17 protein-coding genes are annotated in these 24285 nt (G+C 67.3%); 3 read left to right on the forward strand and 14 right to left on the reverse strand.

The genetic code is table 11. The annotated features are described in order from the left end of the window. Window positions 1-168: 168 nt before the first annotated feature. From cysK to dnaG, 14 genes are all read right to left on the reverse strand, one after another. Entirely contained in the window at window positions 169-1125 is a 957-nt protein-coding gene (gene cysK / locus N2652_07585) for a cysteine synthase A (GenBank protein ID MCX7819049.1), read from the reverse strand. A 4-nt stretch (window positions 1126-1129) separates the two neighbouring features. Continuing rightward, complete coding sequence (locus N2652_07590; protein MCX7819050.1) at window positions 1130-2302, reverse strand: cystathionine gamma-synthase; 1173 nt, start codon at window positions 2300-2302, stop codon at window positions 1130-1132. Next, entirely contained in the window at window positions 2299-3690 is a 1392-nt protein-coding gene (locus N2652_07595; GenBank protein ID MCX7819051.1) for a cystathionine beta-synthase, read from the reverse strand. The genes N2652_07590 and N2652_07595 overlap by 4 nt, the downstream gene beginning before the upstream one ends. Window positions 3691-3710: 20 nt before the next feature. Beyond that, window positions 3711-4154 (reverse strand): OsmC family protein, encoded by a 444-nt coding sequence (locus N2652_07600; protein ID MCX7819052.1) that lies wholly within the window; start codon window positions 4152-4154, stop codon window positions 3711-3713. Window positions 4155-4186: 32 nt separating this feature from the next. Continuing rightward, window positions 4187-5491 carry an O-acetylhomoserine aminocarboxypropyltransferase/cysteine synthase gene (locus tag N2652_07605; GenBank protein MCX7819053.1) on the reverse strand — a complete coding sequence of 435 codons (1305 nt, stop codon included), beginning with the start codon at window positions 5489-5491 and terminating at the stop codon, window positions 4187-4189. A 62-nt stretch (window positions 5492-5553) separates the two neighbouring features. Next, window positions 5554-5994 (reverse strand): Rrf2 family transcriptional regulator, encoded by a 441-nt coding sequence (locus N2652_07610; protein MCX7819054.1) that lies wholly within the window; start codon window positions 5992-5994, stop codon window positions 5554-5556. 517 nt (window positions 5995-6511) lie between these two features. Then, complete coding sequence (locus tag N2652_07615) at window positions 6512-7333, reverse strand: 16S rRNA (uracil(1498)-N(3))-methyltransferase (protein MCX7819055.1); 822 nt, start codon at window positions 7331-7333, stop codon at window positions 6512-6514. Further along, entirely contained in the window at window positions 7305-8480 is a 1176-nt protein-coding gene (gene dnaJ / locus N2652_07620) for a molecular chaperone DnaJ (GenBank protein MCX7819056.1), read from the reverse strand. The genes N2652_07615 and dnaJ overlap by 29 nt, the downstream gene beginning before the upstream one ends. Next, window positions 8473-9075, reverse strand: coding sequence for a nucleotide exchange factor GrpE (locus N2652_07625; protein ID MCX7819057.1), 603 nt, complete (start codon window positions 9073-9075; stop codon window positions 8473-8475). The genes dnaJ and N2652_07625 overlap by 8 nt, the downstream gene beginning before the upstream one ends. A 109-nt stretch (window positions 9076-9184) precedes the next feature. Next, window positions 9185-11749 (reverse strand): PAS domain S-box protein, encoded by a 2565-nt coding sequence (locus N2652_07630; GenBank protein ID MCX7819058.1) that lies wholly within the window; start codon window positions 11747-11749, stop codon window positions 9185-9187. A gap of 84 nt (window positions 11750-11833) precedes the next feature. Further along, window positions 11834-12601: a hypothetical protein gene (locus tag N2652_07635; GenBank protein MCX7819059.1), complete on the reverse strand. Its 768-nt coding sequence runs from the start codon at window positions 12599-12601 to the stop codon at window positions 11834-11836. A gap of 12 nt (window positions 12602-12613) precedes the next feature. After that, the gene (locus tag N2652_07640; GenBank protein ID MCX7819060.1) at window positions 12614-13939 is read right to left on the reverse strand and encodes an AGE family epimerase/isomerase; all 1326 of its coding nucleotides are present in this window, start codon (window positions 13937-13939) and stop codon (window positions 12614-12616) included. 480 nt (window positions 13940-14419) lie between these two features. Next, complete coding sequence (locus N2652_07645; GenBank protein MCX7819061.1) at window positions 14420-14950, reverse strand: hypothetical protein; 531 nt, start codon at window positions 14948-14950, stop codon at window positions 14420-14422. A 222-nt stretch (window positions 14951-15172) separates the two neighbouring features. Further along, a complete protein-coding gene (dnaG, locus tag N2652_07650; protein MCX7819062.1) occupies window positions 15173-16981 on the reverse strand; it encodes a DNA primase in 1809 nt (602 codons plus the stop codon). A 301-nt stretch (window positions 16982-17282) separates the two neighbouring features. On the opposite strand from dnaG, the gene N2652_07655 reads away from it, so the two are divergent. The 3 genes from N2652_07655 (at window position 17283) to N2652_07665 (ending at window position 24283) form a co-directional block, all read left to right on the forward strand. Next, entirely contained in the window at window positions 17283-20744 is a 3462-nt protein-coding gene (locus N2652_07655) for a pyruvate carboxylase (GenBank protein ID MCX7819063.1), read from the forward strand. 2 nt (window positions 20745-20746) lie between these two features. Further along, a complete protein-coding gene (locus tag N2652_07660) occupies window positions 20747-21544 on the forward strand; it encodes a biotin--[acetyl-CoA-carboxylase] ligase (GenBank protein MCX7819064.1) in 798 nt (265 codons plus the stop codon). A gap of 279 nt (window positions 21545-21823) precedes the next feature. Further along, entirely contained in the window at window positions 21824-24283 is a 2460-nt protein-coding gene (locus tag N2652_07665) for a fibronectin type III domain-containing protein (protein MCX7819065.1), read from the forward strand. The last annotated feature ends 2 nt before the right edge of the window (window positions 24284-24285 follow it).

Consider the following 24285-nt stretch of genomic DNA (forward strand, 5'->3'; position numbering starts at 1 on the left):
CGTCGGTTGACGAAAAAGGATCGGAGCTGTATGGTATCGGAGGGTGGCGCGCGTTTTCCCTGGGTTCCCCACCCAACCTCCTTGGCGCGCGCCGCCCTTTTTTTTACCGGCTGCCCTCCGCCAGCGGCCGCGCGCTCTCCGCCACCCCCTACCTGAGAACGTGACCCCTCAGCCAATCCCTTCAAACAGAGCCGTGGAAAGGTAGCGCTCGCCCGCGTCGGGCAGCACAACGACAATCGTCTTGCCGGCCATCTCCGGTTCCCGCGCGACGCGCACCGCCACCGCCGCGGCCGCCCCGCACGAGATGCCGCTGAGAATTCCCTCCTCACGCGCGAGGCGGCGGGCCATTTCGATCGCCTCCTGGCTGTCCACCTGCTCCACGCGGTCCACCAGCGAAAGATCGAGCACATCCGGGATGAATCCGGCACCGATCCCTTGGATTTTGTGCGGGCCGGGCTTCAGCTCCTGCCCGGCCAGCTTCTGCGAGATCACGGGGCTCTCACGTGGCTCAACCGCGATCGACAGCAGCGGCCGTCCACGAACGCGCTCAAAATAGCGCGACACGCCAGTGATCGTCCCACCGGTGCCAACGCCGGCCACCAGCACATCCACCTGTCCATCCGTATCGTTCCAGATTTCCGGGCCGGTCGTCGCCTCGTGGATCGCCGGATTGGCGGGGGTTTTGAACTGCTGCGGCAGGAAATAGCGTTCCGGGTCCGAGGCGGCGATCTCCTCCGCGCGGCGGACCGCGCCGCGCATGCCCTCGTTGCCCGGCGTCAACACCAGCCGCGCGCCAAACATCGCCAGCACCCGGCGACGTTCCAGGCTCATCGTCTCCGGCATCGTCAACGTCAGCGGATAGCCTCGTGCGGCGGCGACGAACGCGAGCGCGATGCCCGTGTTGCCGCTGGTGGGTTCGATGATCTCCATCCCTGGCCGCAACACACCGCGCTTCTCCGCGTCCCATACCATCGAGGCGCCGATCCGGCACTTCACGGAATACGCGGGATTGCGTCCCTCGATCTTCGCCAGCACCGTTGCCTTTGCGTTGCCCACCACGCGATTCAGCTTCACCAGGGGCGTGCGGCCAATGGACTGCGAGTTGTCCGCGTAGATCGTGCTCATGCGTTCAGTCTCCTTTCGATGCCGCCGGCGCGCAATCCGGCTGCAGGCCCTGCGCGAGGTCGGCGATCAGATCGTCGGGGTGTTCCAGCCCGACCGATAGACGCACCAGGTTGTCGCCAATCCCACGCGCGCGCCGTTCGGACGGCGGAATCGAAGCGTGCGTCATCCGCGCGGGGTGGCACACCAGCGATTCGACCCCTCCCAAACTTTCGGCGAGCACAAACAGCTTCAGCCGGCTCACCAACCTCTCCACGGCGGCAAAACCGCCGGCCAGTTCGAAACTGACCATGCCCCCCCCAGCGCCACCCATCTGCCGCCGCACCAGCTCGGCCTGAGGATGGTCCTCCAATCCCGGATACAACACCCGCTCGACCGCGGGTTGGCCGCGCAACCACTCCGCGACACGCCGCGCGCCACGACAATGCGCCGCCATCCGAACACTCAGCGTCTTCAGACCGCGCAGCACCAGCCAGCAATCCCACGGTCCCGGCACTGCACCGAACGCGTTTTGGTATAGACGCAGCCGGCGCCCAAGCTCCGCGTCCGACCAGATCACCGCACCGCCAATCAAATCGCTGTGGCCGCCGATGTACTTCGTTGTGCTGTGGACCACCAGATCCGCCCCCAGCTCGAGCGGCCGTTGCAGACATGGAGTCGCAAAAGTGCTGTCCACCGCCAGGTGCGCGCCATGCTCGTGCGCCACCTGTGCGACCGCGGCGATGTCGACCAGCCGCAACAGGGGATTCGTCGGCGTTTCAATCCAGATCAGCCGGGTTTCCGGGCGCATCGCCCGACGATAGGCCTCGGGCTCGGTCGCGGTCACATAGTCGAATCTTAAGCCCCACGGCCGAAAGTATCGCTCGAACAGCCGGTACGTGCCGCCGTACAGATCGTCCGCCGCCACCACATGATCGCCGGGCCGCAACAGGTGAAGCACCGCCGCGGTCGCCGCAACGCCCGAAGCAAACGCCGCGGCGCCACCCCCTCCCTCCACCGCGGCCAGTGCCGTTTCCAGCGCGGTACGCGTCGGATTGCCCGTCCGGGAGTACTCGTAGCCGCGCGGCCGCCCGATTCCATCCTGCTGGAACGTCGAGGTCTGATACACCGGTACCGTCACCGCACCGGTCAGCCGGTCCGGATCCTGCCCCGCGTGAATGGCGAGCGTTTCGAACCTCACAGCCCGGCCCCCGGATCGCCGTCCTCCGGCTCGTCCTGCCGCATGATGAACAGGTCGATCAGATCCATTTTCGTCACCACGCCGGTCGGCGCCCCGTCTTTCGTCACCAGAATCGCGGGTGCACCGGCCAGGAAACGCCGATACGCCGCCGCAATGTCCACGCCCTCTTCCAGCTCCGGCAGCGGCCGGCCCATCACCGCGCCGACCTCCTGGTTCGATGCGTCGATGCCGTCGAGCAGCAGCTTCATGATCGTCGCTTCCTGCAGACTCCCGACCGCTCGCCCCCCCTCAATCACCGGCAGCTGCGAAATGTTGTAGACATGCATCAGCTCGACCGCGCGGCGCAGCCGGTCCCGCGGCGCCACCGCGATCAGCTCTGGCATCATGTATTTGCGACGCAGCACGTCCGCAAGCGTGCGGCGGCGGCGGTTCTCCCGCTCCCAAAAGCCGTGCTCTCGCATCCAGTCGTCATTGAAACACTTGGTCAAATAGTTCCGCGCGGTATCGGGCAGCAGCACCACAACGATCCGCGGCGGCGAGAGCGTCTCCGCGTATTTCAGCGCAGCAGCCACCGCCGTGCCGGACGATCCTCCCGCAAGGATGCCCTCTTCACGGGCCAAGCGCCGAGCGGTCTGAAAGGACTCGCGGTCGCTCACGCGGATCATCTCGTCCACCACGGGCCGATCAAACGTGCGGGGCACGAAATCCTCGCCGATACCCTCCACCAGGTAAGCCCGGGGCTGATCCCCCGAGAGGATCGAGCCTTCCGGATCCGCACCCACGATGCGGATCTCCGGGTTGCGCTCTTTCAGGAACCGGCCCACGCCGGAGATCGTTCCGCCGGTTCCCATCCCCGCGACAAACACGCCGATCCGCCCTTCCGTCTGCTCCCAGATTTCCGGGCCGGTCGTGCGGTAGTGCGCCTCCGGGTTCGCCTCGTTCGCAAACTGGTTCGGGCGGAACGCGCCGGGGATCTCACGGGCGAGACGGTCTGCGACACCGTTGTAGCTGTCCGGCGAATCCGGCGGGACATTCGTCGCAGTGACGACGACCTCCGCACCGAGTGCCCGCAGAAGCCGCATCTTGTCCTCGCTCATCTTATCCGGCATCACGACAATGAGCCGGTACCCCTTCACGGCTGCGACCAGCGCAAGCCCCACCCCCGTGTTGCCGGCGGTCGCCTCGATGATCGTGCCACCCGGCCGCAGCTGGCCGGAACGCTCCGCCGCCTCGATCATCGCTAGCGCCGGGCGGTCTTTCACACTGCCGCCCGGATTCATGAACTCGGCCTTCACGTAGATGGGCGATGCAAGATGTTGCGCCAGCCGATTGAGCCGAATCAGCGGCGTGCGGCCGATCGCCTCGAGCACGTTCGCACAGGTCTTCACTCGACCTCACCGCCCTCCGTTCAGACCGCCCGTTCGACCTCGACGCGCACCGGCGTCGTGTTCGCAAGGTTGTCCGACACGGGGCACCGACGCCGCACCGCCTCCAGCCAGCGATCGAGCGCGGCGGCGGACGCGTCCGAAACGACGCCCAGCTTCACGCGGATTTCGCGGAACCCGGCACGCGCCTCGGTGGGCTCCCCCAGAAATCGCGCCGGATCCAATACACCGCTCACCGAAATCCCCAGTGACCGGATGTGGATGCCCATCTCCTTCGCCACCACGTGCGCCACCACGTTCAGGCAGCCCGCCAACCCCGCCAGCACGTGTTCCACCGGGTTCGGGCCGCGATCACTGCCGCCGAGTTCGGCAGGTTCGTCCACGAGCAACTCGAATTGGCGCGCACGCACGCGCGTGCGAGTTGGCGATTCCGACGCGCCTTGCACCGCAAATGTCAGCTCCGGCATCGAGCAGACCCTCCAGCGGGCGGACCGTCCTCTCAGGCAGTTGCGGCCCGCAACGCCTGCGCGATGTCCGCCTGGATGTCGTCGAGGTCCTCCAGGCCCACCGAAATGCGGATGTAGTCCGGCGTGACACCAGTCTCCGCTTGCTCCTCGGGTGTCAGCTGCGAATGCGTCGTGGAGGCAGGATGGATCACCAGCGACTTCGCATCTCCGATGTTTGCGAGATGGGAGAGCAGTTTCACGTTGTTGATGAACCGCACCGCCGCGTCATAACCGCCGCGGATGCCGAAACCGACGATCCCGCCAAACCCGTTCTTCAGGTATTTGGCCGCCACGGCGTGGTCGGGCGAATCCGGCAGGCCGGGATACGTCACCCAGCTCACCTCGGGCTGTTCGCGCAGCCAGCGGGCGAGCGCGAGCGCGTTCTCCGAGTGTCGGCGCTGGCGCAGCGGCAGCGTCTCGAGGCCGAGCAGAAACTGATGAGCATTGAAAGGGCTGAGCGCGGCGCCAATGTCACGCAACAGCGTCACCCGCACCTTCAGGATGAACGCGACATTGCCCATGCCCGGCACGTTGCTGAGCGCGTCCCAGTACACCAGGCCGTGGTAGCTCGGGTCGGGCTCGGTGAATTCCGGGAACTTTCCATTGTTCCAGGCGAACCGACCGGAGTCCACGATCACCCCGCCAATCGACGTCCCGTGGCCGCCGATGTACTTGGTGGCCGACGAGACGATGATGTCCGCGCCAAACTCGATCGGCCGCACCAGTCCGATGCCGACGGTGTTGTCCACCACCAGCGGCACGCCCGCCTCATGGGCGATGGCAGCGATCACCTCGAAGTCCGGCACATCCAGCTTCGGGTTGCCGATGGTCTCCACATAAAGTGCGCGAGTGCGCTCGGTGATTGCGGCGCGAAACGCGTCCGGGTTTCGAGAGTCGACGAACTTCACCGTGCGGCCGAGCTTCGGCAGCGTGTAATGGAAGAGCTGGTAGGTGCCGCCGTAGAGATTGTTGGCGGAAACGATCTCGTCGCCGAGCCGCGTAATCGCGAGCAGCGCGTACGTGATCGCCGCCTGTCCCGAGGCGACCGCGAGTGCACCCGTCCCGCCTTCGAGCGCGGCAATGCGCCGCTCGAAGACATCCGTAGTCGGATTCATAATCCGCGTGTAGATGTTGCCGAACTCTTTCAACGCGAAGAGGTTCGCTGCGTGCTCGGTGCTGCGGAACACGTAGGATGTGGTTTGGTAGATCGGGACGGCCCGCGCTCCAGTCGTCGGATCGGGTACCTGCCCCGCATGCAGCGCGAGGGTGTGGAGGCCTGGGTTGTTGGATTGACTCATCGGGTTCTTCCTTTCTTCTCGTTCGGTGGTTTTGGTTCCTTCGAATCGGGCGATCCTTCGCCTCAAATTTGAAAATCTCCGACGAGCTCGCTTTGACGAGCCCGGTGCTCGCGAAGCAGCGTCTCCAGCGTTACGCTGCGAAGCTCCTGGCTCCAATCGGCCGCCAGTTTATGGCCGATCGCAGAGAGCACGGCGTTGAACGCTTCGTCACGCGCCGGGTCGAGACCATCCAGCCATTCGACCCAGCTGCCGTCACACGCCTCTATCACATCGCCCAAAGTGATCGCCGCGGCGGGACGAGCAAGTCGAAATCCGCCCAAGGGACCCCGGACTGCGTCGACGATCCCCGCTTTATGCAGGGAGGACGCGGCCAACCACAGATACTTTTCAGAGATCCCATGACGGCGAGCCACCTCGTGGGCGGTCACCGGCTTCTGATCGCCGTGCCCTGCGAGCTCCGCGAGGAGCCGCAGCGCATAGCCAACTCGCTTCGTAACTTTCATCTTCCAGTAATAGAATCGTCAGTGTTCAGAATATCCTGCCTAATGGATTTGTCAAGTTTGTCGATTCGTTTTTTCCATCAAGGTGTGTTTCGATGAGAAGGACGCGAGGAATTCCTCTTGCTTCGCTCAAACGGTGCCGAAGATTACCACGCTGCTTGGGTCTCTGTCCCTCTCCTCGCCCGGACCTCTATGGATCGGTTCCGCTCCGGGCCCCACCTCATGGAGAGCGATCAGATTCTCCCGCCCCGGCCCGCCGTGTTCTCTCTCCCCATCCCCGAACTTTTCGCTGCAATTCTCCGTTCCCCGGGTCGGCCTACCGCTCCATCTCGCACAGGCGTGCCATCCCTCATCTGCTATGCTGACCAGACCCGCCGCTTGAGCAGATCGCCTGAGAAGGCTCTGTCCCCAGCTCGTTTCGAGGGCCCGACGGATTCAATCCCCGCTGGAAACTACCCCCGCCGACCTCTCCAACCAAAGGCCCCTACCCCCCAGTATTCCCCTCCACACTTCACAGCACTCAACCCTTGCTCGATCTGAACTCCAACTCCGCCACCATCAGCGCCATCATCGCAATCGCCGCGGTCTCGACGCGTAAAATGAAGCCCCCGATTCTCACCGGCCGAAAGCCAGCTGCGCGGAAACGCGCAAGCTCTTCGGCCGTCCACCCCCCCTCCGGACCGACCGCCGCGCACACATGTTTCCAAGACGAAGAGCACCCCGCCGCGGCCCGCGCCTCCGCCCATGAGTGCACCCCTTCGCCCGCCTCGCATACGAACGACGCGCCCGCCTCACCGCCCGCTTCAAGGGCCCTCTCAATCTCCCCCGCCCAAACAATCTCCGGCAGCCAGTTACACCCTGACTGCTTCGCTGCCGCCACCGCGGCCGACCGCCAGCGTTGCCGCCACCGCTCCACCTCTCTTGGAGCGGGACGGGCCACGGAGCGCTCGGCGGGAAAGAACACGACTCGCTGAACGCCGAGCTCGACCGCCGCGCGAACGATCATCTCTTTCTTGTCACCTTTCGGCGCGCCTTGAATCAGCGTCGCGCGCCAATCCGGCAACACCTCCGCACGGGCAGGTCCAACCTCGATCCACACCTGCGTTCGCTGCACCTCGGCAATGCGCCCCAACGCGCGCCGGCCAGCCCCGTCAAACGCCTCCACCGCCGCTCCCGGCCCCAGACGCAACACGACCACCAAATGTCGTGCCTCTTCCGGCTCCAGCAGCACCATCCCCCCTTCGGGCGGAAGCAGCGGAGCGAAACAGCGTGGCGGCCGGTGAGTGGGACACACGCGCGCACGACCCCCCGCTTCACTGCTGGAGGGTGGCCTTGCGTTCATAATACCGCTGCACCCGCTGCTCAAACTCTGCGATCTGCGGGTAGTTGGACTCGTCTAGCACCGCCTTGAACTCCTCGAGCGCCCTCCGCTGCCGCGCCGACAGTCGGTGTGGCACTTCCACTCGCACGCGCACGAGATGGTCACCGTGGACCCCGTGGCGCGGGTTTCGGACACCCTGGCCGGAGAGCCGGAACACTCGCCCCGTCTCGGTGCCCGCCGGAATCTTCAGCCGCGCAATCCCGTGAATCGTCGGCACCTCGATCTCGCCGCCCGTGACCGCCACATCGAAGCGGATCGGTACCTCGCAGAGAATGTCATCGCCATGCCGCTGGAACACGTCGTGGGGCCGCACATGCAGCACAACGTAGAGGTCTCCCGCAGCACCACCACGAAATCCCGCTTCCCCGTGGCCGCTCAGCCGCAGCCGCGAACCCGTTTCCACTCCCGGCGGTATGCGCAGCTCAACCGTGCGACGGGCCTTCACCCGGCCCTCCCCCCGGCAGGTTCGGCACGGACGCGCCAACACCTCGCCCGTCCCCTGGCAATGCGGACACGTCCGCCGCACCTGGAAGAAGCCCTGGGAGTGAACAATCATCCCGCGGCCCCCACACTGCCGGCACCGCTCCCGCCCGCTCCCGCGCTCCGCCCCGCTACCGCCGCAGTCCGGGCAGGGCTGAAAAATCGGCAGCTGCAGCTCGCGCCGCGAGCCGAGCACCGCCTCCTCGAAGTCAATCTCCAGATCCAGCCGCAGATCCGAACCGCGGTGCGATTCCGCCGCCTCCTCCCGCGCTCCGCCGAAGAAATCGTCGAAGATGCTGCCCCCTCCGCCAAACGCGCTCATGAAGGTGCGCAGCGCCTCTTCGAGGTCGATACCTCCAAACCCTCCCTCGAACCCGCCGCCCGGGCCCGCGCCGGCACCAAATGCCGCATGTCCGAACTGGTCGTACTGTCGCCGCTTCTCCGGATCGCTCAGCACCTCGTACGCCTCAGAAATCTGCTTGAATTTCTCCTCAGCAGATTTGTCGCCCGGGTTGCGGTCCGGGTGATACTGGAGCGCAAGGCGCCGATATGCCTTTTTGATCTCCTCCGCGCTGGCGTCCCGCGAGACGCCCAGCACCTCGTAGTAGTCGGGGCGTCGCTCAGGCATCGTCGCTCTCCGAGGCTGCCGGCTGCGCCGGCCCGGCCACCACCACCTGGGCGGCCCGCAGCAGACGGTCGCCGATCCGATACCCCTTCCGCGTCACGCGCAGCACCGTCTCCGGCGGCACATCGGCCGTCGGCTCGTGCGCCACCGCCTCGTGCCAGTGCGGGTCAAACGGCCGACCGAGCGCCTCAATTTCCTCAACACCCCAGCGCTTCAACACCTCTCTAAACTGCGCCCGCACCGCCTCCAGCCCGGCACGAATCCCGTTGGAGAGCCCTCCGCGCTCGGCCGCTTGCAACCCCATTTCGAAGTGGTCCATCACCGGCAGAAGATCCGCCAGCAGCTCCTCCATCACCTGCCGGCGCAGCTCCAGCCGTTCGCGCTGCGACCGCTTCCGAAAGTTGTCAAAGTCGGCCTGCAACCGCAGCAACCGGTCGTTCAGCGCGGCGATGTCCGCCTGCAGCTCTGCGTCCGTCGTCGCCGCAGTTTCTGCGGCGGCCGGCAGCGCGTTCGCGTCCGATGGCCCAGAAGATCCTTCCGCTCCCGCGGCCGGGCCGGCAGCCGCACCGACTTCAGAAGCTTGCTGTTCCTCGTTCATGTGATGTCCGATTTGTCCCAAAATAACGCTTCAGCATAGCACATTCGGCCGGGACGCAACGCGAAGTCCCCTCCCGCCCTCGCGGTGCCCCAAAACTCCACAAGGCCGATCAGGTGGGCGCCCGCGGGAGCACGTCGCCCAGCGTGCGAAGCAGCGTATCGGGCAGGTACGGTTTGCGCAGTATTGCGTCGGCCAGCGCCCAGCGTACCGGGTCCTCTTCCGGCACGATCTCATGCCCGCTGGTCAGCACAATTCGCATGTCGGGGCAGCAGCGACGAACGGCGGCGGCCAGATCCAATCCATGGCCATCGGGCAACAGCACGTCGGAGAGGAGAACCGCGAAACGCTCACAGCCCTGCTCGAGCACCCGTCGCGCCGCGGCGAGGCTGCCGACCGCGGTCACGCGGTAGTTGCCCGCAGTCAGAACCCTCGTCGCAAGAGCCCGCAGACACTCCTCATCCTCCACCACCAACACCTCGTGGCCCGCTCCTTCTCCGGCGGATTGCCCGCCCTCGGCCACCTCGTCAGCCGCCGGTCGCCCGTTCCCCGCCGAACTGACCGGCAGATAGATCCGAAACACTGTTCCGCGCCCAACTTCGCTGGCCACATCGATGAAGCCCTCATGCTGGCGCACCAGACCGTATACCACTGAAAGCCCCAGCCCGGTGCCGTCCGAAGCCGGTTTCGTTGTGAAGAACGGCTCAAAAATCCGGGCCAGAACAGCCGGCGGCATGCCGTGCCCTTCATCCTCGACCTCCAACAGCACAAACCGGCCCGGACGCGCGCCCTCGACGGCCGGCACCTCCTCCGACCTGAGCTGCACCAGAGCCGTCCGAATGTGCAGCGCACCGCCCCGCGGCATCGCATCGCGCGCATTGACGGCCAGATTGACCAGAATCTGCTCCAGCTGAGCGGCGTTCCCCCGCACGGAGGGCAGATCGCCCGGAAGGTCCAACACCAGCCGCACGTGCTCCGGCAGCAGCCGCCCCAGCAACCGCGCAGCTCCCCGGATCACCTCGTTCAGATCCAGCGCCACCATCTCCGGCTTTTGGCGGCGGCTAAAGAGCAGCAGCTGGCGAGTGAGTTCCGCCGCGCGCCGAGCTGCCTTTTCGATTTCCATGACATCGGCTCGTCGCGGGTCGGATTCCGACAGATCGGCCCGCAGCAGCGCGCTGAACCCCAAAATCGCCTGCAACAGATTGTTGAAATCGTGCGCGATGCCGCCCGCGAGCCGGCCGATGCTCTCCAGCTTGTGCGCCTGAATCAGTTGCTCGCGCAGCTGCATGCGCTCGGTCACATCCTGCTTAATCGCGACAAAGTGCGTGACGCGGCCGCCCGCGTCCGTCACCGGCGTGATCGTCATTTCCTCTACGCAGATGCCGCCATCCTTCCGACGATTGCGAATCTCGCCAGCCCAGACCCGGCCGGCGCAGATCGTCTCCCACATCCGGTGGTAAAACTCCGCGTCGTGTTCACCGGATTTCAGAATCGCTGGCGTGCGGTCAATCAGTTCGTCCGCGGAGTAGCCCGACATGCGGCACATGGCCGCGTTGACCCAGAGAATACGTCCTCGCGCATCGGTAATCATCACGCCGCTGGCGGCGGTGGCCAGTGCGGTCCGTTGCAGCGCGGATTGCTCCTCCACGCGCTGACGATGAATCGCCTGGGCGAGGATCTCCGCGCCCACCCGCAAGGCCATCTGCTCCGCGGGCAGCCAGATCCGCTCGCTCAGACAGTCGTCAAATCCCAAAAATCCCCACCATTTGCCCTCCACGTGCACGGGCGTGACATGGATCGACCGGATCCCCTGCCGCTGCAGCAGCGGCCGCTCGCTCGGCGGTAGCAGCGCGACCGGCCCACTGATCGGCTCACCCGCTTCCAGCCTCTCGACCCACCGCTGGAAACCGGCGGCGCCCATATCCAGCTTCTGTAGTTCGGCGTTGTGGATCTGCGGCTCAATGCCCTCCGCCACCCACTCGAATAGCTGGCTTGTCAGCAACCGCCCGCGCTCGTCCCGCCAAACGTCAAACAGGTACGTGCGGCTGGCCTTCGCGGCGCGCCCCATGCGTTCGAGGAACTCGTTCATATGCGGCCGCCAGTCCACGTCGCGCAGAAACACGGCGGCGCACGCCGCAGCCGCCTCGAGCAGCGCATCGCGGCTGTCGCGTTCTTCCGCCAGCAGATGTGGCAGGATCGCCACGCTGATCGCATCGTTCACCGCGCACAGTCGCGCGCAGTGCACCGGCTCCAGTGCTGGTTCCCCTTCGTACGATTGCACCACCAGCACACCGTAACACTCGGACTGCCGCCGCAGCGGAATTCCGCACCACACTGCGGGCCGAACCGCCGGCAGCTCGAAGTGACCGGCGGCCGCCGCCTCCGTCAGCGCACGCGCATCCCCGACCCAGGGACGGCCCGTCCGCAGCACCTGTTCCACAGGACTCCGGCCGGATGCGGTGACCGCAGGCACAGGACTCCTTGAATCGCACCAATACACCACGCGGATCATCCCGCTCACCGGGCAGCGGATCGCCAGATGCACATTCGCCGCCGGCAACACCGAGGCCAGCGCCTCATGCACGCGACGGGCGACCTCCTCGAGGGAGGCCGCATCCGCTCCCGCGTTGCACAGTCGCTGGAACAGAAGGGTGATCTCGTGGTTGTCGGCCGCCATCACGAGACTTTCATTGCAGCTGGCGCCCTGCAGTTGTCGCGCCCCCTTCTCCCTCCCACCGCAGCTACTTCGGCGGAGCGGACGCTACCACCCCATGCTCGGCTGCCGGGGGCCAATGCGCACCTCTGCACCACCCATGCCGAAATTGTACGGCCATGTGGGTGTCCCGGCCCCCGTCGGGCGGAATGTCTCGACGCGATGGCGGCAATCCGGCCCCGCCAGCGGTGGCACAACGCCCCACGCCGGCACCCAGTAGACCCACGGCTCGACGTACCACACCGTCGTGTTGCCGCTCACCAGATAGGGTGGCGCAACGCGTCGCCGTTCGCGCCGGGCGCTCTCCTCCCGCTGCGCCTCCAGCTCCTCGGCCAGTTCGCGCGAGCGCCGCTCGCGGCGTTGTTCTTCTTCGAGCGCGCGTTGCGCCGCCAGCAGCGGTGCGGCGATGGAGACTCCAGGGTGCGCCTGCGCGAACCGGGCCAGTTGCTCGATCTGCTCCGCGGGCGTCAACGCGCGGTACTCCTCGCTCTCGATCAGCGCCCGCAGCTCGCGCTCACCTTGCGCCCGCCGGTGTCTCCGCTCCGCCTCCTCGCGGCGGCGTGCGAGCAGCTCCGCCTCCCGTTCCGCACGCGCCTGCTCCGCGGTGCGCATCTGAAGGGCAACCACCCGTCCCCCCCGAAGCTGGACGGTGCCAGAAGGATAGTAGAGAAGCTCGAAGTCCGAGCCGCGGATGTGCCCGCTCGGTGGGCCAAGTTCCGCCAGAACCTGCTCCCGTGGGTCACCGATGCGGACCGCTGCCCCCGCGCAGCCAGCCGCTGCGCAGAGCGCGACAACCATGGACCGCATCGCGCTCATTCGATTCACAATCTATGCCTCCGCGGTCCGTGTGCAAGCGCCGCCGGACTGCGCCGACGCGGACCTCATCACCTCGATGAACTTTAGAAACGCCCGCACATCGTGGTAGTTTGCCTTCCAGCCGTGGGCGCGCGCGGCACGCGCGGGCCGGCCATCCGCCTCCACCGAATCCCACCATACTCCCGTCTCGGGATCGGTCATCCATTGGTCCGCAAACTCCCACAGCCGGCGCATCGCCGCCGCCCAGCGCGGATCACGGTCCAGCGCCCAGGCTTCCGTAAGCGCCGCCAGCATCTCCGCCTGTACCCACCAGACCTTCCGTCGGTCCGTGGCGGGCTGTTCGCCCTCGCCGCGATGGTAAAGCCCCCCGCGCTCCGCATCCCAGCCGCACCGCAGCGCGTGGTCCAGATGTGCCCGAAAGTGCTCCAACGACAGCGGACGGCCCAGCGCCCGTTCCGCCTCGAGCATCAACCAGCCGAACTCGACGTTGTGACCGTAGGAGAGACCCGCACTGCGCGCATCGTCCACGGGGGACCAGTCCGGCTGACGGTGGAAGCAGGCCCGGGCGGGATCGCGCGGGTAGAACACTTCGCGATTGATCCGCAGCACTTCCTCCAACGCGTCGCGCACGTCCGCCTCACGCGTTTCCGCGTACAACTCGGTGAAGGCCTCCATCAGGTGCAGGTGGGTGTTCGCGCTCTTCAGTCCGGCCACTTCCGGCACCCCGGCGGGATCGCGCAGCGGCAGCGGCCGCCAGTCGCGCTCAAAGTGTTCCACCCAACCGCCGTGCCGGCGATCGTACGCTCGCTCGCGCAACAGCCGGAACCAGGCAAGCGCCCGCTCCAGCGGCTCGCGCCCTCCGCCCGCGCGCGCGTGTTCCACCAGCGCATAGATGCCGAACGCCTGGCCGTACATCATTTTTCTCGGATTGGTCGGCTGTCCGTCGGCGGCCACCGCCCAATACGCGCCGCCGTGCTCGGCGTCCCAGAACCGCCGCATCAGGTAGCGGTAGCCGGCGGCCGCGATCGCGCCATAGTCGCGGCGCGCGTCGCTGTAGCCAAGCCGGTGCACCCGCGAAAAGGTCCACACCATCCGGCTCTGCGTCACGAGCATCCGCTCCGGCGGGCCGCCCCGGGGCGGGTCATCCAACACAAACCCTTCCTGCTCGATCTGTTCGATGTTTCGGCCCCGCGCCGCCCAGTACGGCAGAATACGTTCGCGCAGATCGCGATCGAGACGCTCCGCCCGTGCCCTCAGCCACTCGATGTCATCCGCACCGCCCACGAGCGCCGCCGCCACGAGAGAGCCGGCCACACACCGCCAATCACAACACTTCATCTCCTCTTCACCTCCGGCACCTCGCTCCGATGAGTCAGTCTGAGCCGGCCGGTCTGCCCGCGCAACTCCCACCACTGCCGAACGCTCTCCAGCGGTCGCCGTCCTCCCCGAGAGCCGGCGCCGGCATCGGTTTCACCGATCGACGTCGCACCCCTGAACGCTCGCGACGCTCGCCGCTCAATCGCCCACCATTTCACTACCGCCAGCGCGTCTCTCCACGGCCGTTTTTACAACGGCGACTGCTTCGCACACAGATCGCCCAAGGACCTCCGCACAGCCCGTCCGCTCATCTCGGGCCGCGGCTCGACCGGCGCCGTGCCGAGACGGACGGCCGAAAGCTCTGCACCGAGCCCACGATCCCATCGGAAGTTTGGCCAAAAGCCGCCGCCCGTGGCCTCCTCGAGCGCGGAGCGCAGCTTCCCGATGCCAGCGCGGGCACGCACACTCGCCCCGGGCGATGCGCCCAAAACTCGAAACCGGTCATTCGGTCACGAAGACGCCGAACCGGTTGGAGTTGTACCGCCCCGTCGGCAGCGCAATGGCGACGGTGTTCGACGGCACCTGCACAATCGCCTGAAATTTCGTGACGCCCAGCCGCGGAAAATACCGGCTGGACACGATCACCTGCCGGGCCACCGTCTCACCCGGCGGCAGTTCCAACAACGCCTCTCGTCCCAGCGATACCTGGGACACCATCGGAGTCATTGTGTTATCTCTCTGCCCGGTCGGATAGGTCCAGACCAGCACCACCGTCGGCTCCTTCGGCAGCCAGATCGTCTGAGGGGAAACGTTTTGGATCACAACTTCAAAGGGGATCGGCTCGCCCCGGCGAACGCGGACTTGTTTGGAAGACAGCGCCACGGCGAGCGGCGGGTTCGTGACCGTCTCCTCCAGCCGCCCAACCGGCGCGGAAGGGCCGCCGGGCACAGTGGTGGTTGTCGCACAACCCGTCAGGCCAATGCACGTGGCCGCCATTGGGATCCATCTCCGCCGCCAGTCGCTCGGTTTCATGGTGGTGGACCTCTCGCCGCCGAACACGATCTCACCCTGCGCGCTCGAAACTCGCTCGCGTGGCCAAGAGGCGATTGCGGCGGACACCGAAACCATACGCCCGCCGCCGCGCTTCTGCGAATCGCGGCGCCATTACGGACGCAGAGCGAGGCCCGGCGGCCACCTGTTTTTCTCCGTCGCCCATGCTGGCGTCAATTCGCTGGTGCCAGCCGGCCCCGCTACTCACTCGATCAGCTCGAGCACTGCGACCGCCCGCTCCCACTTCTCGCGCAGCCGCCGGATCTGCAGCGTAAGCACCTGCGCCTCCCTGCGAAGCTCCTCCGCACGGGTGCCGTCCGCGACGGCTGCCTGCTGCAGCAGCTCCTGGCGGCGCCGGCTGAGATGGTTCCGCCAAAGCTGCAACACACACCCTCTGGCGGCCTCGAGCCTCATTTCCGGAGATCGGAGCGCCAGCGCGCGGTCCGACATCTCCAGCCGGGCAACGAGCCGCTCGAAGTCGGCGTCCTCTCCTCCCGGCGGCCACTCCACGGCGCCCTCGCCCGCGGCCAGCACCCGCTCATACACCCGCCGCAGCACTGGGTGGCTGATCAGTTCCGGTCGCGCGTAGGTCTGTAGCAGCGGTCGGCACTCGGGGTGGTGCAGCGCGATTTCCACCGTTTGCAGTTCGTCGTCGGGCGGCGGGGCGGCGGGAGCCGCCTCGGTCTCTTCGGAGACGCCGGGCTCCGCCCGGCCCTCATGGCGACGCCGCCATCCGTCAAACTCGTCGCGCATCGCCGCCGGCGTCACCCCCAACAGCTGCGCAATTCGCAGCAACATCTGCTCGCGCATCGCGGGAGAGGCAATCGCGCCAACCAGCTCCATCAATTGGCCCAGCAATCGCCGCCGTCCTGCGTCACTGCGCAGCTGCCCCCGCCCCGCGGCGACACGCACCACGAAGTCCACCACCGGCATCGCCGCCTCGATCGCGCTGGTCACCGCCTCCGCGCCGGCCCGCACGATCAGGGAATCCGGGTCCTCCCCCGCCGGCAGCACCGCGACGCGGACCGCCAGGTCCTCCTGCAGCAGTGTCTTCGCAGTGCGCACCGCCGCCGCCTCCCCCGCCAGATCGGCATCGAGCATCACAACGACCTCATCGGCATAGCGACGCAGCGTGCGCGCGTGGTCCGGCGTCACCGCGGTTCCCTGCGCGGCGACCGCCACCTCGATGCCGGCCAGCTGGCAGCGCAACGCGTCAATCTGCCCCTCGCACAGCACCGCCCGCCGCGTCTCGAGAATTCGCCGGCGCGCGAAGTGCAGCGCGTACAGCACCCGTCCCTTCTGAAACAGCGGCGTCTCCGGGCTGTTCAGGTATTTCGCGGGCGACTGGTCGTCGGGCAGGATTCGGCCGCTGAATGCGATCGGCCGGCCCTGCTCGTCGCAGATCGGGAACATCACGCGCCGGCGGAACCGGTCGCGGAGCCCGTCCTCCGTCCGCACCGCCAAGCCGGCGGCCTCCAGTAGCTCCGCGCTCCAGCCCGAGCGGGCGCCCCAGCGCAGCAGCGCGTCGCCGTCGCCCGGCGCCCAGCCGATCCGAAAGCGTCGCGCCGCCTCGCCGTCGAGGCGGCGTTCACGCAGATATCGGCGGGCCGCTTCCGCGTCCGCCGCTTCCGCCAGCGCGGCCTGAAAAAACGCCGTCGCGGCCTCATGCAGCGCCAGCAGCCTCGCGCGCTGGGAGACCGCCACCCGCTCACGCTCGTCCAGCTCGATCGGCACCCCCGCCCGCCCCGCCAGCATCCGCACCGCAGCGACAAAATCCAGCCGTTCGTATTCCATCACGAACCGGATCACGTCGCCGCCCGCACCGCATCCAAAGCAGTGATAAATCTGCCGCGCCGGGTTCACGTGAAACGACGGGGTTTTCTCCTTGTGGAACGGGCACAGCGCCCGGAACGAAGATCCCGCACGATGCAAAGGCAGATAACTGCTGACCACGTCTACGATGTCGCATCGCGACCGGATCAGCTCGATCGTTTGTCGGGAAATCGTCGCCACGGTGCCCGCCGAACTCTGCTCAAGTCTGTCCCCGACGGCCGCCGCCCGCAACCCCGCCGGCCGCCGCCGCGTGCTGCGGGCGCATCGGGCGCGCACGGTGGTGAGCGCGGCAGCCGCTGGAGACCGTGCGATGGTGGCAATGTCCAGTTCACCGGCTCGGTGGAGGGTGATAGGTCTTGACAGCGTACCTGTGCGGCGTTATGCTGGAGGACTCAAGAAGGTCCGCAGGACGTGAGCAGGAGCCTGAACAACTGCATGCAGCCCTCCATTCTCGGAGAGGGTCGGTGCTGATCCGCCCGATATGAGAAAGATCGAAAAACTGCTGGTGGCGAACCGAAGCGAGATCGCGATCCGCGTGATTCGCGGTGCGGCGGAGCTGGGCCTTCGGACCGTTGCGATCTACAGCCAGGAGGACCGCTTCGCGCTGCATCGGTTCAAGGCCGACGAGACCTACCTGATCGGCGAAGGCAAGGGGCCGGTCGGCGCCTACCTCGACATACCGGGCATCGTCGCACTGGCGAAAAAGGTTGGCGCGGACGCGATCCACCCCGGTTACGGGTTCCTTTCCGAGAATGCCGAGTTCGCGCGGGCGTGCCGCGACGCGGGCATTCTGTTCATCGGTCCGACGCCGGAAATGCTGGCGACGTTCGGCGACAAGATCGCGGCAAAGCAGATCGCGCAGCAGGTGGGGGTGCCGACGGTACCGGGCACCGACAAGCCGGTGCGTCCGGGTCCGGAGCTGCGACGGGCGGCGGCGCGGATTGGTTACCCCCTCATCCTGAAGGCCAGTTTCGGCGGAGGCGGACGGGGGATGCGGGTGGTCGAGAAGGCCGCCGACCTGGAGCCCAAGCTGGAGGAAGCGATGCGCGAGGCCGGCGGGGCGTTTGGCAACCCCGCGGTCTTCATTGAGCGCTACATCCGTCGCGCCCGCCACATCGAGGTGCAGATCCTCGGCGACGGCCGGGGCGGCATTCGGCATCTCTGGGAGCGCGACTGCTCCGTGCAGCGGCGCCACCAGAAGGTTGTGGAGATCGCGCCGGCGCCGAACCTCGACCCCGAGCTGCGCCGTCGCATCTGCGAGGCGGCCGTTCGGATGACCCGGGCGGTGAACTACCTGTGCGCGGGCACCGTCGAGTTTCTCGTGGATGCGGACACCGGCGAGTTCTATTTCATCGAAGTGAACCCGCGCATCCAGGTCGAGCACACCGTCACGGAGATGGTGACCGGCATTGACATCGTGCGGGCGCAGATCCTGCTGGCGCAGGGGCATGACTTTGACTCGCCCGAGCTCGCGATCCCGCCGCAGGAGGAGATCCGCGCCAACGGCTTCGCCATCCAGTGCCGCATCACCACGGAGGATCCCGAAAACCGGTTCATTCCGGATTACGGACGTATCTCGACCTATCGCTCGCCGGCCGGCTTCGGCATCCGGCTGGACGGCGGCACCGCCTACACCGGCGCGGTGATCACGCCCTACTACGACTCGCTGTTGGTGAAAGTGACCGCCTGGGCGCCGACCTTCGCGCAAACGATCCAGCGGATGAACCGCGCGCTGAGCGAGTTCCGGATCGGCGGCGTGCGCACCAACATCGCGTTCCTGAACCACCTGATTCTGCACCCGACGTTCCAGCGCGGCGAGGCCACCACCACGTTCATCGACGATACGCCCGAACTCTTCCGCTGGCCGAAGCGGCGCGACAGCGCGTCCCGGCTGCTCGCGTTCCTGGGCGAGGTGATCGTGAACGGCAACCCGGAGGTGAAGGGGCGCAGCGACGGCCGCGCGCTCCCCACCCCCCGCATTCCGCCCGTGCCCGCGGGTGAGCCGCCGGCGGGCCTGCGCCAGCAACTCCAGGCGCTCGGTCCCAAGAAATTTGCGGACTGGATCCTCACGCAGCGACGGCTGTTCCTCACCGACACCACCTTCCGCGACGCACACCAGTCGCTGCTGGCGACGCGGGTCCGCACCCGCGACATGGTCAATATCGCACCGTTCGTCGCGCACCGGCTGTCCGGCCTCTTCAGCCTCGAAATGTGGGGCGGCGCCACCTTCGACGCCGCGATGCGCTTCCTGAAGGAGGACCCCTTCGAGCGTCTCGCGGAGCTGCGCCGCGCGATTCCGAACATCCCGTTCCAGATGCTGCTGCGCGCGGGCAACGCGGTCGGCTACACCAACTATCCCGACGACGTCGTGCGTCGCTTCGTGCACGGCGCCGCGGAGCGCGGCATCGACATTTTCCGCATCTTCGACTGTCTGAACTGGCTGCCGAACCTCCGGCCGGCGATGGACGCGGTGCTCGAGACCGGCGCGGTCTGCGAGCCGGCGATCTGCTACACCGGCGACCTGCTCGACCCCCGGCGCGACAAGTACTCGCTGAAATATTACGTCAAGCTCGCGAAGCAGCTCGAGAAGGCCGGCGCCCACATTCTCGGCATCAAGGACATGGCGGGTCTCTGCAAGCCCTACGCGGCGGGCAAACTTGTGAAGGCGCTGCGGGAGGAGATCTCGATCCCGATCCACTTCCACACGCACGACACCGCCGGCGTGCAGGCGGCGGCCATCCTGCAGGCCGCCGAGGCCGGTGCCAGCATCGCGGACTGCGCGGTCGAGTCCATGAGCGGCTTCACCAGCCAAGTGAACCTGAACTCGATTGTCGCGGCGTTCCGAAATACGCCGCGCGACACCGGCCTGGATGCGGATGCGCTGAGCGAGTATGCGGCCTACTGGGAGGCGGTACGCGCGCTCTACTACCCCTTTGAAGCGGGGATGAAATCGAGCACCGCGGAGGTCTACCGCCACGAAATTCCAGGCGGCCAGGTCACCAACCTGCAGGAACAGGCCCGCAGCCTCGGCCTTGCGGACCGCTGGCCGGAAGTGCTGCGCGCCTACGCGCAAGTGAATGAGCTCTTCGGCGACATCGTCAAGGTCACGCCCACCAGCAAGGTCGTCGGCGACATGGCGCTGTTCATGGTCGCGAACAACTTGAAGCCAGAAGACGTGCTGGACGAAACGCGGCAACTGTCGTTCCCGGAGTCGGTGGTCGAACTCTTCGAGGGTAAGCTCGGCCAGCCGGTGGGCGGCTGGCCGAAGAAGCTGCAGCAGATCGTGCTGCGCGGCCGCAAGCCCCTCACCCGCCGGCCCGGTGAACTGCTGCCCCCGACCGACTTTGAGGCGATCCGACGCGAGCTGGCCGCAAAGCTGCACGAGGAGCCAACCGAAACGGACCTGCTGGCCTATCTCATGTACCCGAAGGTGTTCCTCGATTTCGCGCACCACCGGCGCCAGTACGGCGACACGTCGCTGCTGCCGACCGATGTCTTCTTCTACGGCATGACGCCGGGCCGCGAAATCACCGTCGACCTCGAACCCGGCAAGACGATCATCGTTCGATTGCTCGCGGTCGGTCAGCCGGGCGACGACGGCGCGCGCGATGTATTCTTCGAACTGAACGGCCAGCCGCAGAACGTCCGCATCGTGGATCGGTCGCACAAGAGCGCGACGGTCCGCCGCAAGAAGGCGGAACCCGACGCGCCGGGCCACATCGCCGCGCCGATGCCCGGCAAGATCTCCACGCTGGCGGTGCAGGTTGGCCAGTCGGTGAAACCGGGTGACAAACTGCTCAGCATCGAGGCGATGAAAATGGAGACCGCGGTCTATGCGCCGGTCGGCGGCGTGATCCGCGAACTCCACGTACAGCCCGGCACCGCGGTCGAGACGCGCGACCTGCTGCTGGTGATTGAACCTGCGGGCAGCAAAGCGGCCTGATCGTGCGCGACCCGATCCGTTCCGGTCCCTTGCGTCGCGCGGTCGCTCCGGCGCAGGTGCGAGTGTGGTCGCGGCTCGGTTCCACTCAGCAGCGCGCGATCGCAATGCTGGAGGCGGGCCGGCTCCGTCCGCCGGCGCTCCTGGTGGCCGCCCACCAGACCGCCGGCATCGGCCGGGGCACCAATCGATGGTGGGCGGATGAGGGATCCCTCTGCGCAACGCTGGTGCTCCCCGTGGTGCCAGCGATGCCCGTCGGCCAGGTGCCGCTGCGGGCCGGCCTGGCCGTCGCCGAGACGCTCGCCCGACATCTGCCGCCTCGCACCGTGCAGGTGAAGTGGCCGAACGACGTGTGGATGCGCGGCCGCAAGCTCGCCGGCATCCTCTCCGCCCGGGTGCGGGAAGCGGACGTGATCGGCATTGGCATCAACGTCACCACCGACCTGCGCCGCGCACCGGCCGACGTGCGCGCGATCGCCACCTCGCTGCGCGAGTGGCTCCCCGCTCCTCCTTCGCGCGCTGCGCTACTGGTAGAGATCTGGCAGGCCGTGCTCGCCACACGCGCGGCCACCGACTGGATGGAACGCTACCGTAAACGCCACGCGCTCGAAAACCGGCTCGTGCTCGCGGAGCTCAATGGCCGCCTCGTGCGGGGACGGTGCGAGGGCCTGGACAACGAGGGGCGGCTGCGCCTGGCCGTCGGTGGCGCACACCTGGCCATCACCGAAGCGACGGTGCAGCTCTGTGGCCGCTCCTCGGGCCAGCCGAAGTCCGCCACTGCAACCGGCCTCGAGATCGCCTGAGCGGCTCTGGCGCCGACTTCGTCGACGTTCGCGACGTGTCTTGCGGGGCGCTCTTCGGACCGCGCCACCCGAAGCCTGAGCGCCATTCCAAGGCTCGGAACCCGCTGCCTCGGCGGCATCCCACATTTGGAGGGATCTCCGCCGCTACTCTGCCGGCGCCATCCGCAGGCGGGCATCCCAACCCACGCGGCCCATCTGCGCGCGACGCGGCGGCCTATTGCACCCTTCCGGCTTTCCCTAGCCGCCCGGTTCGTCTATAGTGGCACTGGAGCTCATTCCGTGGCTCATCTCGTTGCTGGGCGGCCGATCCCGCCCCTTCGCGGAGGGACGGTAGGGGCCTTTTGTGCGACGATCGTCGCGATGGGACTGACCGGCTGCGCGACCGTACCCACGAATCCCTACTTTTCCTCCGTGCGCTCCGCCGCAAATGTGTATGTGGCGCCGGTGCGCGCCGACGTTGTGAAGATCGCGGTGTTGCCGTTCAAAGCGCCCACGGAGCTGATCGGCGCATCCGTCGCGGACATGGTGGTGACGGAAATGCTGAAGCTCGGCCGCTACACGCTGGTGGAGCGCAGCCAAATGGCCGGCGTGCTGAGCGAAACCGAGCTGGCGATGGCGGGCCTCTCCGAACGCCGAGCGATGGAAGTGGGCCGGATGCTGGGCGCTGATGGCGTCGTGATCGGCACGGTGGATGAATACTCCACCCAGGCGCGGGGCGGCCGCACCCACGCGGTGGTGGGTCTCTCGATCCGGCTGATCCACTCGCAGACCGGCCAGATTCTCTGGAGCGCGGACCTCGCGAAAATGGCGGAGGACCCGAACGTGCCGCTGGCCGCGCACGGTCGAGCGGTGGTGCACGAGCTGATCGCAGGCTTGTATCAGCGTTTGGGCGCGCAGCGCTCCACGCCGGCGCCGGGCACCGCGATGGGCGCGCCCGTGCCGGCTTCCGCCCCCGCGGCACCTGCCCCGCCGCCACCACCTCCTCCGCCACCGAGCGACCTGAAGGCTTCGGACCTCGGCCTTCGCGAGGTCACGCTGACCTGGAGCGTGCCGAGAGAAGCGATTTCGGCCTACCGCATCGAGCGCGCCGAGTCGCTGCAGGGGCCTTTCGTAAAGATTGCGGAAGTCTCACCCCTACGGGGCATGTACACCGATCGGGATGGCCTGAAAGATTCGTCGACCTACTACTACCGCATCATCGCGGTGGCTGGCCCCGGCCGACTGAGCGAGCCATCCAGGCCCGTCGAAAGCATGACTGCACCACCCCCGGATCCGCCGCCGACGGTGAGCGCCGTCGCCACGGGATCTCGCGCGGTGACGCTCACGTGGACCGCACCCCGCGCGGAGGGCATTGTGCGCTACCGGATAGAGCGCGCGTTGGCGGCGGACCTCCAGCGGCAGTGGGTCCCGCGGGGCGAGACCACCGGCACGACATTGGTCGACGGCGGCCGGCCCGGCACGGACCTACTGGATAGCACGGAGTACCTCTACCGCGTCGCTTCGATCAACCGGGTCGGCGCAGTGGGGCCGCCCTCCGAGCCGGTCCGAGTCATGACGCTGCCACCGCCGGCACCCATTGCGGATCTGCGCGCCGCCTCGGACGAAGTGCGGTGCGTTCCGCTGCGCTGGACGGCCAGCCCGGAAGGGGATGTGACGGGGTACGAAATTGAACGCCGCGCCCCCGGAGAGGACGCGTTCAGGCTGCTGGTGACCGTTCAGGGCCGACTGAGCACCAACCACCTCGACGGCCTGCGCGATCCCGGCAATCTGAAGGATGAGGCCTGCTACATCTACCGCATCCGGCCGTTCAATGCGGTGGGCTCTCGCGGCGCGTGGTCGCCGCCGGTGGAGGCCGTCACTCGGGCACCGCCGCCCGCTCCCCAAAGCGTCAGCGCACGCTCCGGCCTCCCGCGCGCGGTTGAAGTTGCGTGGGCCGCCTCGCCGGATTTAAAGGTCACCGGCTATCGAATCGAACGTGGGGAGGGTGAAACTGGCCCCTTCGTGCTCGTCGGCCAGGTGAGCGGCCTGACAACAACGCAGTTTCTGGACCGGGCCGGCGCGTCGAGGTCGTCGCCGGTCGGCCATTTGAAGGACGGTACGCGGTACCGTTACCGCGTCAGCGCGTTCAACACCGCGAATGCCGCGTCGCCGTGGTCCGAGACGGTGTTGGCGACCACGAAACCCGCGCCCTCCGTGCCGACCGGCCTCACCGCGACGACTAACCGCCCCAAGTCCGTTGCCCTCGCCTGGGCTCCCAACCCCGAGCCGGACATCGTCCGCTACGTGGTGGAATCCCGTGCGGCGGACAGTTCGCGCTGGCGCGAGGTGATCAGCACCAGCGGCACCGTCGCAGTGCACGCGGGGTTGAACGACGGCGAAGTTCGGTATTACCGCCTCCGCGCGGTGGATCGCGACACCCTGGAGAGCGCCGCCTCCGCAGAGGCCCGCGGCGCGGCGCGGCCGCTGCCGCCGGCGCCGGAGAGCCTGGCGGCGGAATGGACAGCGGAGGGCGCACGACTGAGCTGGGAGGGGCGGCCGGGCATGAAGGAATACCGCCTCTATCGCAAAGGATTTCTGTCGTCGGAACGGCTACTGGCGGTTGCCGGGCCGCCGGCATTGCTGCCGGCGGCGGTGGTCGGAAAAGGTTTGACGGTGGTGGTCACGGCGGTGGACGAGGAAGACCTGGAGAGCCGGCCATCGGCGGCGATTAAGATCCGCCCGCCGGCAGCGCCGCGTTGAGA

This window comes from Kiritimatiellia bacterium (assembly GCA_026417735.1).
In the GTDB taxonomy this organism is placed as follows: Bacteria; Verrucomicrobiota; Kiritimatiellia; order PWTM01; family PWTM01; genus CAACVY01.

What these genes read in the sequence shown, in the direction of transcription:
- cysK (MCX7819049.1), bottom strand. Translation starts at nt 1,125, where the DNA reads ATGAGCACGATCTACGCGGACAACTCGCAGTCCATTGGCCGCACGCCC.
- N2652_07600 (MCX7819052.1), bottom strand. Translation starts at nt 4,154, where the DNA reads ATGCCGGAGCTGACATTTGCGGTGCAAGGCGCGTCGGAATCGCCAACT.
- N2652_07605 (MCX7819053.1), bottom strand. Translation starts at nt 5,491, where the DNA reads ATGAGTCAATCCAACAACCCAGGCCTCCACACCCTCGCGCTGCATGCG.
- N2652_07610 (MCX7819054.1), bottom strand. Translation starts at nt 5,994, where the DNA reads ATGAAAGTTACGAAGCGAGTTGGCTATGCGCTGCGGCTCCTCGCGGAG.
- N2652_07615 (MCX7819055.1), bottom strand. Translation starts at nt 7,333, where the DNA reads ATGAACGCAAGGCCACCCTCCAGCAGTGAAGCGGGGGGTCGTGCGCGC.
- dnaJ (MCX7819056.1), bottom strand. Translation starts at nt 8,480, where the DNA reads ATGCCTGAGCGACGCCCCGACTACTACGAGGTGCTGGGCGTCTCGCGG.
- N2652_07625 (MCX7819057.1), bottom strand. Translation starts at nt 9,075, where the DNA reads ATGAACGAGGAACAGCAAGCTTCTGAAGTCGGTGCGGCTGCCGGCCCG.
- N2652_07630 (MCX7819058.1), bottom strand. Translation starts at nt 11,749, where the DNA reads ATGGCGGCCGACAACCACGAGATCACCCTTCTGTTCCAGCGACTGTGC.
- N2652_07635 (MCX7819059.1), bottom strand. Translation starts at nt 12,601, where the DNA reads ATGAGCGCGATGCGGTCCATGGTTGTCGCGCTCTGCGCAGCGGCTGGC.
- N2652_07640 (MCX7819060.1), bottom strand. Translation starts at nt 13,939, where the DNA reads ATGAAGTGTTGTGATTGGCGGTGTGTGGCCGGCTCTCTCGTGGCGGCG.
- N2652_07645 (MCX7819061.1), bottom strand. Translation starts at nt 14,950, where the DNA reads ATGAAACCGAGCGACTGGCGGCGGAGATGGATCCCAATGGCGGCCACG.
- N2652_07655 (MCX7819063.1), top strand. Translation starts at nt 17,283, where the DNA reads ATGAGAAAGATCGAAAAACTGCTGGTGGCGAACCGAAGCGAGATCGCG.